This window comes from Gottfriedia acidiceleris, assembly GCF_023115465.1.
Taxonomy (GTDB): Bacteria; Bacillota; Bacilli; order Bacillales; family Bacillaceae_G; genus Gottfriedia; species Gottfriedia acidiceleris_B.
In genome coordinates this window covers 1,752,122-1,763,826 of the sequence record NZ_CP096034.1, presented here as the reverse complement: position 1 = coordinate 1,763,826, position 11,705 = coordinate 1,752,122, and the positions used below count along the sequence as shown (strand labels likewise).

At 32.7% G+C, this 11,705-nt stretch carries 18 protein-coding genes; 4 read left to right on the top strand and 14 right to left on the bottom strand.

Going from position 1 to position 11,705, the window contains the following annotated elements:
- Window positions 1-2: 2 nt before the first annotated feature.
- Window positions 3-623: a class D sortase gene (locus tag MY490_RS08485; protein ID WP_248268813.1), complete on the top strand. Its 621-nt coding sequence runs from the start codon at window positions 3-5 to the stop codon at window positions 621-623.
- Window positions 624-681: 58 nt separating this feature from the next.
- Here MY490_RS08485 and MY490_RS08480 read toward each other — a convergent pair whose 3' ends face one another.
- From MY490_RS08480 to MY490_RS08440, 9 genes are all read right to left on the bottom strand, one after another.
- Window positions 682-1,611 carry an aminoglycoside phosphotransferase family protein gene (locus tag MY490_RS08480; protein ID WP_248268812.1) on the bottom strand — a complete coding sequence of 310 codons (930 nt, stop codon included), beginning with the start codon at window positions 1,609-1,611 and terminating at the stop codon, window positions 682-684.
- Between the two features lie 135 nt (window positions 1,612-1,746).
- Complete coding sequence (locus MY490_RS08475) at window positions 1,747-2,241, bottom strand: DinB family protein (protein ID WP_248268811.1); 495 nt, start codon at window positions 2,239-2,241, stop codon at window positions 1,747-1,749.
- 176 nt (window positions 2,242-2,417) lie between these two features.
- Window positions 2,418-2,864, bottom strand: coding sequence for a BclA C-terminal domain-containing protein (locus MY490_RS08470; protein ID WP_248268810.1), 447 nt, complete (start codon window positions 2,862-2,864; stop codon window positions 2,418-2,420).
- A 214-nt stretch (window positions 2,865-3,078) separates the two neighbouring features.
- Window positions 3,079-3,255: a hypothetical protein gene (locus tag MY490_RS08465; protein WP_248268809.1), complete on the bottom strand. Its 177-nt coding sequence runs from the start codon at window positions 3,253-3,255 to the stop codon at window positions 3,079-3,081.
- Between the two features lie 223 nt (window positions 3,256-3,478).
- The gene (locus MY490_RS08460; RefSeq protein WP_248268808.1) at window positions 3,479-4,318 is read right to left on the bottom strand and encodes a Cof-type HAD-IIB family hydrolase; all 840 of its coding nucleotides are present in this window, start codon (window positions 4,316-4,318) and stop codon (window positions 3,479-3,481) included.
- 428 nt (window positions 4,319-4,746) lie between these two features.
- The gene (locus MY490_RS08455; RefSeq protein ID WP_056475532.1) at window positions 4,747-4,962 is read right to left on the bottom strand and encodes a DUF2922 domain-containing protein; all 216 of its coding nucleotides are present in this window, start codon (window positions 4,960-4,962) and stop codon (window positions 4,747-4,749) included.
- Window positions 4,963-4,979: 17 nt separating this feature from the next.
- Complete coding sequence (locus MY490_RS08450; RefSeq protein WP_098234305.1) at window positions 4,980-5,204, bottom strand: DUF1659 domain-containing protein; 225 nt, start codon at window positions 5,202-5,204, stop codon at window positions 4,980-4,982.
- 78 nt (window positions 5,205-5,282) lie between these two features.
- The gene (locus MY490_RS08445; RefSeq protein WP_056475525.1) at window positions 5,283-5,615 is read right to left on the bottom strand and encodes a YolD-like family protein; all 333 of its coding nucleotides are present in this window, start codon (window positions 5,613-5,615) and stop codon (window positions 5,283-5,285) included.
- Window positions 5,616-5,700: 85 nt separating this feature from the next.
- On the bottom strand, window positions 5,701-6,963 hold the full coding sequence (locus MY490_RS08440; RefSeq protein WP_248268807.1) for a Y-family DNA polymerase: 1,263 nt from the start codon (window positions 6,961-6,963) through the stop codon (window positions 5,701-5,703).
- Between the two features lie 165 nt (window positions 6,964-7,128).
- On the opposite strand from MY490_RS08440, the gene MY490_RS08435 reads away from it, so the two are divergent.
- Window positions 7,129-7,323: a YqzH family protein gene (locus tag MY490_RS08435; RefSeq protein WP_248268806.1), complete on the top strand. Its 195-nt coding sequence runs from the start codon at window positions 7,129-7,131 to the stop codon at window positions 7,321-7,323.
- A gap of 46 nt (window positions 7,324-7,369) precedes the next feature.
- On the opposite strand, the gene MY490_RS08430 is transcribed toward MY490_RS08435, so the two are convergent.
- The 3 genes from MY490_RS08430 to MY490_RS08420 form a co-directional block, all read right to left on the bottom strand.
- Window positions 7,370-7,669, bottom strand: coding sequence for a DUF2653 family protein (locus tag MY490_RS08430; protein WP_248268805.1), 300 nt, complete (start codon window positions 7,667-7,669; stop codon window positions 7,370-7,372).
- A gap of 23 nt (window positions 7,670-7,692) precedes the next feature.
- A complete protein-coding gene (locus tag MY490_RS08425) occupies window positions 7,693-8,121 on the bottom strand; it encodes a hypothetical protein (protein ID WP_248268804.1) in 429 nt (142 codons plus the stop codon).
- A gap of 78 nt (window positions 8,122-8,199) precedes the next feature.
- The gene (locus MY490_RS08420; RefSeq protein ID WP_248268803.1) at window positions 8,200-8,802 is read right to left on the bottom strand and encodes a metal-dependent hydrolase; all 603 of its coding nucleotides are present in this window, start codon (window positions 8,800-8,802) and stop codon (window positions 8,200-8,202) included.
- A 345-nt stretch (window positions 8,803-9,147) separates the two neighbouring features.
- Between MY490_RS08420 and tatC the strand changes: the two genes are divergently transcribed.
- On the top strand, window positions 9,148-9,876 hold the full coding sequence (tatC, locus tag MY490_RS08415) for a twin-arginine translocase subunit TatC (protein WP_069033400.1): 729 nt from the start codon (window positions 9,148-9,150) through the stop codon (window positions 9,874-9,876).
- Window positions 9,877-9,925: 49 nt separating this feature from the next.
- On the opposite strand, the gene MY490_RS08410 is transcribed toward tatC, so the two are convergent.
- Both MY490_RS08410 and MY490_RS08405 read right to left on the bottom strand, forming a co-directional pair.
- A complete protein-coding gene (locus tag MY490_RS08410) occupies window positions 9,926-10,243 on the bottom strand; it encodes a hypothetical protein (protein ID WP_056475504.1) in 318 nt (105 codons plus the stop codon).
- Between the two features lie 290 nt (window positions 10,244-10,533).
- A complete protein-coding gene (locus MY490_RS08405) occupies window positions 10,534-10,923 on the bottom strand; it encodes an FtsB family cell division protein (RefSeq protein ID WP_248268802.1) in 390 nt (129 codons plus the stop codon).
- Between the two features lie 427 nt (window positions 10,924-11,350).
- Between MY490_RS08405 and MY490_RS08400 the strand changes: the two genes are divergently transcribed.
- Window positions 11,351-11,695: a YojF family protein gene (locus tag MY490_RS08400; RefSeq protein ID WP_248268801.1), complete on the top strand. Its 345-nt coding sequence runs from the start codon at window positions 11,351-11,353 to the stop codon at window positions 11,693-11,695.
- Window positions 11,696-11,705: the final 10 nt, after the last annotated feature.

Genomic DNA, 11,705 nt, shown 5'->3' with positions numbered 1-11,705 from the left:
CTATGAATCGTAAACGAAAAGTACTACTTATTTTTTCTGCACTCCTTTTTATTGTCGGATTATTTTTTGCTACAACAAATGCTTATTCTTTAATTAAAACCTATGTGCTGTATAAACAGTCTAAGGATGATTTCAAAAAAGAAATTAAAACAGAAACAGCAACTAAATTGAAGCAAATTAAAAGAGACGAACCGCTTTACAAGACTTATCCTAAATTTGGCGATGAAATGGGTTCATTAACGATTCCTCGAATTTCTGCAACTCTACCAATCTTCCACGGGACAGATGAGGATGAGCTTGCAAAAGGAATAGGTCATTATGCTAAATCTGTGATGCCAGGTGAAAGAGATAATAGTGTTCTTGCTGGACATCGAGATACTGTATTCCGCGAGCTTGGCAAAGTAAAAGTGGGCGATCCGTTAATTGTTAAAACTTCGGCTGGTACATTTACTTACAAAGTTCATAAGATTCGTATCGTTGATAAAGATGATCGTACTGTTATTATCCCGAAACCAAGACCAACTTTAACGGTAAGCACTTGTTATCCGTTTAATTTTATTGGACATGCACCTCAGCGTTATATACTTGTAGCTGGTTTAGTTAAATCAGAAGTAAATAAATAAATAAAAAATGCTTACTATTTAATAGTGAGCATTTTTTATTAGTAGTTTCATATTTTCATTAATTTTCTAGTGCAGCCCAAAACTTTTCGTTATTTAAATTGCGAACACTCCATTGGTAGTGTCCATCACTGCAAGTTTCGGAAAAGAAATTTGCCGAATAGATACTATAAAAAAGAACGTACAAATGGATTGTACTTCTAACTTCTTCGCCTAATCGATTAACTACTTTATTTAAATATTTTTCTAGCTTTGTTTCACCCAATTCATCATATAAATCAAATAAAATCCAGCTTAATGCAACATCAAATAATGGGTCTCCATATAACGTCATTAATCCAAAATCAATTACCCCATTAATTTGTCCATCTGCATTTACTAATAGATTTGAAGGATAATAATCACCATGAACTAATGCATATTCCCCTTCATATCCAACTGAAAATGCATCCATTAATCGTTTTAATTTCACTTCGTAATTTGATACATCTCTTTTCAAATAACGATCTACTTCTGTATTTTTTCTTAGTAACGATTGTTTTAAAAAATCGTTCCAGTCCTTTGAAGAAATTTCATCATAATCACTTAATAATTTGATGCCTTTAAATTGTTTTTCTAATTTAATCCTTTGAATACTTACTATTGTTGATAGATAGTTTTCAAAGAAAGAATCTAATACTTGCTCATCATAATTTGATAAATCTTTTTGAATATTTCTGCCTTCTATTCGTTTTTCAATTGTTAAAACAACGTCCTTCTCTTTTATAATCTCGTGAATTTTTGGTAATTCAAAATTTGCATCACTTGAATTCAGAGATTCATAAAATTGCTTCAATATTTTTAGCTTTGAATATGCGGTTGGTTTATATAATTTTAAGACTCTCTTCTGATCATAAGAGTAAACTTCTGCTTCTTGTCCCTTTCCTAAAAAATTCGCTTCACTTATATTGTACTTATTCAAAATGTAATCCCTAACATTTTGTGTTATCATCTTTTCTTCCCCATTTTCCTTTATTTATCTTTTTTCAATTCTATTTCCATCCATTACCACTTCTTCCAAAATAGCTTACTATTTCTTATACGGAATATAAATTATTTAATGATGTTTTTTACCCGTATTAGCTTCCTACTCTTCTTTTGATACCCATGAACCTAGTGCTTTTCGTATGTAGAGGATTTGCCCAATATGATAAGCATTATGAGTACATAGATTAGATAACGCTCTCCACCAGATTGCATCTACTGGAAAATTTGGAATTTGTTCATAAAGCTTTGATTCATCTGCTTCTTTTATAGCTAGCTGCCAATTCGCTAAATTCTCATCCAACCGTTTAACAAGCGCCTGCCAATCCTCTTTTGTTAAATTTTCCATCTCTCGAAAAGTCGAAGCATTACTTTCAATCACCTCAGTTGGTATTTCTCCTTTAAATCTTTTCAACCATCGTTCATTATAGAAATACAGATGGTATACGATTTCACTAATCGTATGAGTAAAATCATTTTGCCTCCAACTTATATCCTCTAAACTTAAATTCTCCAATGCTACACTTAAAGGTTGAATCCAACTTTCAACATTTCTGCAGACTTCTAATTGATCTAGTAGAAACTCTTTTTTACTCATAGATCATTCTCCCTTTTTAATTTTATACTTTACGATATGTACTTTCGTGTTTATTAATAGATTCACCTTTATTACTTTATGATTTTAACCTATTAAAAAATGCACTACTTTTTTAAAGCAGTGCATTCTTGTAACAGAATAGGGAATCTTTTTAGGGGTAACGATTATAACTTGTACTAATGAACTCTGAATAGATTAATTGTAGCTCCAGCGCCTTGTAACAATTTAACATCTCCAACAAAGTCAAACAATTGAAGTGAAATTGTATCTCCAGCATCTAATGGTAAGATCATTTGGCTACCGTAAATGGATCTATTCACTTCATTTACGATTGCTGATGCATTTATAGGTCTACCATTTACTAATAGTCTTGTAGATACGTTTAATAGTGCATTTAAATTCACTGTGTAAGTAATAAAGTAATTACCTGGTACCTCAACTGTTAATCGATCATTTGCTTGATCAATTGTAATTCCTTCACCTACATACTGAAATGATGGAAAAGTTACAATTGTACCCTCTTTTTTAACGGAAACCGTTCCACCACTATTAGTAACAAATGCAAAACTTTCGCCAGGAGGTATTGGTGGAAAATGATGTCTTGGCGGTCTTGGGTATTTCATACTATCACCTTTTCTTATTATTTAGACATAAATCCTCTTAGGAGTAACATATTAAAGGCTTGTCTATAATTGTTGATATATGTTATTAATATGAAAGTTTTTTCTTTTCGTTACAGCATGTCTACTAGTTTTTTTATTTTTTTTCAATTTTAATAGATTAAAAAAACTTAGTCATCGGACTAAGTTCTTTTTAATCATATAGTATTGTGAACGTCTATGCCCTCTCAAGTACATTTACAATCCGACTTAATAGTTCATTTTGCTTCTTTAATTCCTCGTTTCGGATTTTAAATAATTTATAGAAGTAGGAGATTACTACTATAAGACCTACAGGAATTGCAATGTAAAAAAGCATAATAATGATAGGAAATACCCCTAAGGCTGCATCCATTTTAACACTCCACATCCTTTTATATTTAGATTATGTTAGCCTATACAAGCTTTATGTCTTTAAAATAGGTGAAAGGAATAAGAAGTGTCTACTAGGTGTGGAAAAGACTGCAAAATGGAACAATGTCAATTGTTAGAAATCAGCAACATTTGACATAAAAAAAGAGAGTCTCAAAAGTACTTTGACTTTTGATTTCTCTCTTTTGCCAGTCTATAAACTGAATTTAACTTTGCTTTAATTTTTGTTTTTGATCTAAAAAATGATAAATTGCATGAGCTACGCCTGCTTCTTCATTTGTTTTTGTAACAAATGTACAGTGACCTTTTAGCTCTTCTTTCGCATTTCCCATAGCTACTGGAAAACCTACTCGATTAAACATAGAGACATCATTAAAACTATCTCCAATTGCCATGCTCTCATTTAAATCTACTCCAAGGATTGGTGCAAGCTTTAGTAATGCCGCTCCTTTACTTACATTTGCTGCATTAATTTCAACGTTATTTGAACCTGACGAAGTAATTAGCAGACCCTCTTCTTGCATTAGTTTTAGACGAATGCGACTAATAACCTCTTCTTTATTGGAAAGGAATAATATTTTATATACATCAAGATCATGAAAATCTTCAATAGAAGAATAAGTTCGAACCTTTCTTAAAGTAGCTGTCACTTTGTGTTTCTTGCCAGTTTGCTTATCAGTGAAAAATTCATCATATAGTGTATCTCGACACTTTGTAAATGATCCTTCACTAGTACTAATAATAAATGTTTTATTTTCTGCTTCACATATGCTTAAGGCTTTCGCAAAAATTTCTTTATCCATTGAATCGTTGTGTAAAATTTTCGCTTCATAGTCATATATTTGAGAGCCATTTAAACAAACAATTGGACAAGTTAGACCAGCCTCATCTAATACTTCCTTCGCACTTTCATACATTCTACCTGTAGAAATGACAACATGGATTCCTTCCTTTTGTGCCGCTCGGATGCTTTCAATGTTTTCCATTGGTATTCCATTCTTACCATTTACCAGTGTACCATCCATATCAATTGCAATTAGTGCCATGTCGTTCTCTCCTTTTCTACTATTCTCTTATAATCTGAATGCTATATTCTCAAATTCTACTAAAGCATTCTTATTACAATTTAACTATTTTCTATTTTATGAGTTCATTCTTTATTATTATAACGCAAAAAAAGACCTTCTGCATTTCAGAAGGTCTCAGACTGTTGACAAACGCTCGCTTTCTTCGTTGCTTCGCCTGTCTGCGGTGCTCATTACCGTCAAAGGTAACTCCGCTCCTCACCAGGCTTCGCGCCTCGAAAGACAAGCGCTTGCAATCAGTCTGAAACTCAAGTTTTTGTACTTTGTCAATTAATTTCCAAATTTTTGTAAACTTCTGGTATTGACTCATGTATATTTTACACCTCTGAAAAGACCTTCTGCATTTCAGAAGGTCTTAAACTGCTTACAAAACTCTTTTCCTAATAAGCTTATAACTCGATCTCAATAATCTCCTTACCAACCAAGCGTGCGCCTTGTTTGGCTACGACAATTCCACTTGTAGAAGTGAATACGTTGTTTGCTACAATTTTATCCATTACTTGATTGATTAATGTTGGATTAACTGGAATTGTTGGATTGTCTACTGTTAGCGTAACAACCTTTTCGTTTTCATTTAAAAATTTAAGCTCTAATGTTTGAATCATATCTCTTTCCTCCTTTTTTATAGACTGTTTAAAAGTAGTCCATTGCTTAATACTTCTAGCTCTACTAATGGTAGGTCTTGCAATGATGCTAAGGCATTACCGATTTCACTTAGCTTCACTAAATCAACATCAACTCGGACATTTTTATATGCCTTCCTCTTGATAATGATTTTTCCTTGTGCATCTTTTCCTGCATGTAAATTTACATACAATGTTAGTTGTTGAGTAGCAATTTGTGCCATTTCAACTCCCCCTTTCGATGTATATGTACTTAAAAAGGGGGGATTTTCGTTAATGGTTAATTATTTTTTTTTTGCTGTTCAAGATCCAATTTTCACGTCCACAATATCACTTAATAACAGCTCCATATATCCAGCCTGTTCTTCATAAATAGATAGCCTATTTTGGTGTAAATTAATTTTCCCTATTTTTCCTTTTACATTATGGTGATAGTGGTCTTTATAATAAGTAATTTGTACACTTTCATCTTCGTGAATTGCCTGTTGAAGATGACGGTTCATTTCCTCTAATAGTTGTTCATCTACATCTTTTTGTTGTTCATAATTTTGTGATACTTTCCAATCACGAAGCATTTTTACATGTTCTGGTAACATCATTGACGTCCATTTAATCGTGCCACGGTCACGAATCATCAGCATTCTTCTCCTTTTCTTCTCTTTTTACCTTAGGTAGAACTAGTGGCTTTTACTTGCAGGGGGAAAAGGACAAAAGGAAATTTTAACCTTTATGTCCACCTACCAGCTTGCTTCGGGCAAGTGCTGTTCCTCCTTCCGCATAAGAAACAGCCCAGAGGAGCGAAGATGATCCATATTTTTTTCGGACTGCGTCCATCACATATCCTAAATTGCGCTTTTGAGGTTTTTTCTGATCAAACAAATTTAACTGCATGATTTCATCACTTACAATATTCGAAAGAGAAATAAGAATTTGCCGAACTGTCTTCCCTTCATAATATCGATCAAATAGTTTTGTACAAATCTCATACAAATCTGACGTAATATTTGTAGGTTCATCCATTGTATATGCGTGGGAAAATCCTCCACCGAATTCTTCCCGACTATATCCAATTCCTAATGTAATCGTACGTCCTGCCTTCCTAGCATTACGAGTTCGGCGTGCAACCTCTTCACACATTTCACGAATAACAAATTTAATTTCTTCGACTTTCGTATAATCTCTCATTAATATTTGGCTTTTACCAAAGCTAATTTGTCCGTTCATTATTGGCGCACCTAGCTCAGATAGATCTACTCCCCACGCATGATGATATAATTGATTTCCCATCACTCCGAATTTCTTCTCCAGCAAATGAAGAGGATATTTCGCTAACTGTCCTACGGTAAAAATACCCATTGTATTTAAAGTTCGTTCGGTTCTTTTACCGATTCCCCACATTTCACTAAGAGGACTTACCTGCCATAGTTTTTTTTCTACATCTTCATAAGTCCACTCTGCTATCCCATCTTTTTTTCCTTCTAAATCTAAGCAGAGCTTCGACAAAAGCATGTTCGGCCCAATCCCAATCGAACAAGGTAATTGAAATCTTGCCATAATCTCATTACGAATTTTTTCGGCAATCTCCCATGCGTCCCCCCATAATCTCTTCACTCCATCGACCTTTAAAAAACATTCATCAACACTATATACATGTAAATCCTCTAAAGGGGCAAATTCATTTAATAACTTTACTATGTTCGTTGAGATTTCTAGATATTTTGACATTGAGGGATTTACAATTTTGATTCGCGGATCTTTTGGTATTTCAAAAACCCTTGATCCTGTTTTAATCCCAAATTCCTTTTTTAATCGCGGGGAAGCTGCAAGTACGATACTTCCTTCCCTCTCCACATCTCCAACAACTGCTAAATAACATTCTAATGGATCTAATTCGAGCATGACCGCAGAACAACTTGCATAAAAGCTCTTCATATCGATGCATAATATCCGATGATGTGGTAACTCTTCATAACAAATGCTCATACATATCACTCCGATTTTCCAAAAAATAGCAGAACTAATGTTCTTATTTTTTATTATAAACATATATTAAACGAATATACGTTCGATTTCAATAAATTTTTTTCGCTAGGAACAATACAAAATTTTAGCTATACTAAAAATAGCTTAAGGGAGGAAAGACTAAAAGTGGATAGACAGTTTGTAAAGCAGATGATTAAACGAGCGTTAATGCAATATAGAGGAGAACACGAACAGTGGATTACAGCTGATATGCTAGATAAACTGTACGAACAAATCGTTACCGAACAATTAAATGATGACCGTGAATTATACGAATTAGTACAAGATATTGTTTACGAATACATAACGAATTATGCCTAAGTAATCGAAAAAACCCGAGAAAGAACATCCAGTTCTCTCTCGGGTTTTATGAATAGATAAATGATATTTCACTCGTAATTCCATCTTCTTCATCAAAACCAATAATGATTTCCATTGCATTGGATGAAAAACGATGAATCTCTTCCAAGTAAAAACCAATTGCGTCAGATATTTGTTGCTCGAAATAGATTAAATTCCGATGATTAGCTGATACTTCACAGCTTACTCCATCATCTTCATTAAATTGAAATTCAATTTGTACGCTTTCTGGTCGAACCCCTTCCAAATCAGCAGCATATACACAAATCGCATTAGCAACATCTTGTTCATCAAAATAGATTTTCACAAGTCACCTCGGGAAGGGGAAAGTTAATATCGGTTTCTACGAAAGATTTTCTTAATAAACCAAATAATCACTATTATTACTAAAAAATCTAATAGTAATCCAAAAAATGAAAAACCAAACTGCTGACCACCATAGTAGCCACCAAATGGGTTTAGCATCGAACCAAAAAGAGAGCCTAACCCAAATGCACCTGCATACCCTAAAAAATTCCTTCCAGGACTTCTATAAGATCGATAACTCGACCTAGGTGCTGTTGGTCGATAACTTCTATTAGAACGATACGATCTCCTAATTGCAAGTTGCGTTGATGGTTTTTTGCTAGAAACAAAGGAATTAGTATTCACCTTAATACGTTGATGATTATACGTATTACTACTTGCATCAACCGGGATTGACAAAAAAAGCATAAAAAACAAAATCCACATGGATATTAGAGAATTTATTTTTTTCAAAATTGACCCTTCTTTCATCATCACATCTTTCTTAGTATGGATCTTTTTTAATAAAAAAATGTGACAAAATAAAGAGGTCTATAGCCACTTAATACTTTGTTTTGTAAACAACTGGTCCGCTAAAAGGTGAGAAAAATAACCGACTGTACCAGCTAACCATAATCCATTTATCATTAGGTCTTTTTGCAGTAAATAACAAATTCCACTCCAAACAGCTAAAAAGTAAAGAGAATGTGTTGGTCCACGATGCTTTAATCTCGAAGAAACAGCAATAAATAATCCAAGCGCAAAGATTGACCAATAACCATAAAAGAAAAACCAGCCAATAACTGCAATTAATATGCCTGTTAACATTAATATTGTTTTTAAATTCCGTAACCAGCTAACACAAATAATAAATAATAAGAGAATACCTACTGCATAAATCCATGATCCAGAATAAATTAACTTCCCTGTCTTCACAACAATAAATAATGTAACTGCTAAAAATAATAAGCTGAAAAGAATTTTTAGCGGCATTGAAACTTTTTTTGTTAATGAACCATTATGATGATCTAAATCAGGAGCCAAACTACTGATTGCACCAACAATAAGTGGGACGGTCATAGAATCATTTTTTGTTGCATACATTGTGACACCAGTTGCAAATAATCCTACAATTACATGACTTTTTCCATCCAAAATAGGTACCTTCCTTATCTTACATACTCATACTTTTTATTATAGTCGGATAAGGTTAGTTTTCATATGAATAAATTAACAAATGATGGTAATTTAAGAATAATTAAAGTCTTTATATTCATTGACGATTGTTCTTTTTTCTGACAAAATATAGGAAGCTCAATATTATAGAAAACTAGTCGATTGGCGAGCCTTTTAGGCAAAGACTAAAGACGTAGTTGCACTTACACTTTATTCCTAAATTTGGCAAACTAAATCGAGTAATGTACAAAATCGACATCGCTAGCCAATTTATACAATTTAAAGTGTAATAAAATACTTTCACAGTTTGCTTTGGGGGAAATTATGCAAGAAAAAGAAATGAGTGTCATTGACCATTTAGATGAGCTTCGAAATCGAATAATAAAAGTTATAGTTGCATTCGTTATTTTTTTAGGAATTGGATTATATTATACGAAAGCTATATTCAATTTCCTTGTTCAAGATTTGCATGGAAAGCTTCTGGCGCTTGGTCCAAGTGATGTCCTTTGGATTTATCTAATGATTGGTGGAGTGTTCGCGATCGCGTGTAGTATCCCTGTCATAGCTTACCAAATATGGGCGTTTGTAAAGCCGGCCTTACATGTAAAAGAACGAAAAAGCACAATGCTTTACATACCAGCTTTATTCTTATTGTTCGTTTGTGGATTAGCATTTGGCTATTATTTCATCTTTCCAAACGTATTAAAATTTTTACAGGACATCGGAGAAGACTTGGTAACAGTTACATTCACAGCTGAGCGCTATTTTAGCTTCCTATTTAACTTAGTTGTTCCTTTTGCGTTTTTCTTTGATTTACCAGTCATTATACTATTTTTAACAAGTATCGGAATCGTATCACCAGCATTTTTAAGAAAATCTCGACGATTTGCATATTTTATCCTTATTATTATCGGAACAGCAATTTCACCGCCTGATTTTGTATCTGATATGATGACAAGCTTACCATTGTTAGTTATATATGAATTAAGTATTCTTGTTTCATCGATTGCATATAGAAGACGTATTAAACGCCTACAACATGAATCGGAATAAAAAAAAATGGACAGCAATTAGTATGCTTGTCCATTTTTTTTTGACTACCTTATAATAAAATATGTGATGTATACAAAGTAACAACTAAACCTGAAAAACTATAAATTAACGATGCTTTAATAGCAATTTTTCTTTGAAAATCTTTATGTAAGTCATTAAATTCTAATCCAGCAGCACGCAACCATTGATATCGCTGAAGAGGAGTATAACTTACTTTTTTAGCTGTTTTCCAATAAAGGAAGACCGTCGTAACGAATCCTACCATAATAGCAATATTACTAGCCGATGAATCCGAGAGAACACTAACAAGGAACGTCAAAATTACTTGTACAATTAAAATAGCAAAAACGTAAATGAACTTTTTCATGTTAATCCTCCTTATTTAAGCCTTATTTAAATTATAACAAAGATGTATTTTTCAGAATAGTAAAAATTTTGTAGAAATCATGGGTAATTAGAACTAAATAGACAACAAAGTGATAAGAGAAAGAGTCTGTTTAGAAGACAAAAATTTAAAAGATATGAAAAAATTCTATTCCCTTCTTCCCATTTAAGTTCTTACGTTCGACTTTAAATTTGCATAAAACGAACATTAGTTCTATAATGAATGTAGAAAAAAGATTCCCACATATATGAGAATCTTTAAGTTATTAATTGTTAGTTTGAACTGATCTCATCTTTCGATTTCGGCACAATGATGATTGTTTCTCCTTTTTTAGAGAACATGTATTGATCACGAGCATAATTTGCTATGAAATCCGGATCATTTAATAATCTAATCTGTCTGTTTAAATCTTTTTCAGTTTTAGCTACTTTTTTTTGTTCGACATGTAATGTTGAAAGTTCATGTTTCTTTGCCGAAGCGATCTTGTTTTGACTATACATATAGATTCCAGACGCGATAATTAAAGACAAAAATAATGTTGTCAAAATGATTCGATGGATTCGTATTGTTTTTCTTTTTTTAGTCTGCGGAAATTGATTACGAGAAGGCTTGTTTAATTCTTCTCTTTGTGGATTATATAATTTTCGCGCTTCTGCCTTCACGTTAAAAACCTCCCTTTAAAAATATTATTCTACTCTAGTTTAACAATTAATATCTTTTTAGAAAAGAAAAAAAAGGTAAAACAAGTAAAAATTTGACTATTTTACACAAAAACTCGTCTTTTTTGTCGAGTTCTAGTCATGTATATTATCAATAAAAAGATACCATTAATTACCTCATTTTCTTATTTTTTGAATATTTTAAATTTTTTTAACAAAAATAGTTGACGAATATTTCCACATCATGTATATTAAATATAAATTAACTGAATATTTAAACAGTTAAATTTTAGTAATCATGTTATACACATCCCCCCAATCCCTATCACCCAATTAGATAGGGATCTTTTTATGTTCAAAATCACAAGCCAACAAAATACCAATTTAGGGAAAGTTGGATTATAATACTTTTTAAAGGAGGTACGAGAATATGCAAAAATTAGAAATTGGTGCTGTCCAAGATGCACTTCAAAATTATATAAATCAAACAGTCTATTTACATTTAGAAACTACAAATGGTGCATATGCAAATCACTTTAATGAAAAAGTAATGACGGTAAATGCCTTTATCAGAAATACGAAAGTAATCATTAGCCGTGCTACGATCACTGGCAAAAACCCATACCGTGTCGGATTAAAGCTTGAAGAAGGCTGGGTTGTTGCAGAAGGATTAACTGATTTTGAAGTTGATGACAAAGGTCGCCTCCTACTAGCAGGTCATAATGAGGATGGAAAGCTGGCAATCGCAATACATTTAAGCTACACGCCATTTTAAGAGAGGAGAC

Bases quoted from the DNA above. Each gene is read 5' to 3' on its own strand.
- MY490_RS08440 (WP_248268807.1), bottom strand. From the start codon at position 6,963: ATGAGCATTTGTTATGAAGAGTTACCACATCATCGGATATTATGCATC.
- MY490_RS08455 (WP_056475532.1), bottom strand. From the start codon at position 4,962: ATGATTCAAACATTAGAGCTTAAATTTTTAAATGAAAACGAAAAGGTT.
- MY490_RS08445 (WP_056475525.1), bottom strand. From the start codon at position 5,615: ATGATTCGTGACCGTGGCACGATTAAATGGACGTCAATGATGTTACCA.
- tatC (WP_069033400.1), top strand. From the start codon at position 9,148: ATGCAAGAAAAAGAAATGAGTGTCATTGACCATTTAGATGAGCTTCGA.
- MY490_RS08410 (WP_056475504.1), bottom strand. From the start codon at position 10,243: ATGAAAAAGTTCATTTACGTTTTTGCTATTTTAATTGTACAAGTAATT.
- MY490_RS08460 (WP_248268808.1), bottom strand. From the start codon at position 4,318: ATGGCACTAATTGCAATTGATATGGATGGTACACTGGTAAATGGTAAG.
- MY490_RS08400 (WP_248268801.1), top strand. From the start codon at position 11,351: ATGCAAAAATTAGAAATTGGTGCTGTCCAAGATGCACTTCAAAATTAT.
- MY490_RS08465 (WP_248268809.1), bottom strand. From the start codon at position 3,255: ATGGATGCAGCCTTAGGGGTATTTCCTATCATTATTATGCTTTTTTAC.
- MY490_RS08450 (WP_098234305.1), bottom strand. From the start codon at position 5,204: ATGGCACAAATTGCTACTCAACAACTAACATTGTATGTAAATTTACAT.
- MY490_RS08480 (WP_248268812.1), bottom strand. From the start codon at position 1,611: ATGATAACACAAAATGTTAGGGATTACATTTTGAATAAGTACAATATA.
- MY490_RS08475 (WP_248268811.1), bottom strand. From the start codon at position 2,241: ATGAGTAAAAAAGAGTTTCTACTAGATCAATTAGAAGTCTGCAGAAAT.
- MY490_RS08485 (WP_248268813.1), top strand. From the start codon at position 3: ATGAATCGTAAACGAAAAGTACTACTTATTTTTTCTGCACTCCTTTTT.
- MY490_RS08470 (WP_248268810.1), bottom strand. From the start codon at position 2,864: ATGAAATACCCAAGACCGCCAAGACATCATTTTCCACCAATACCTCCT.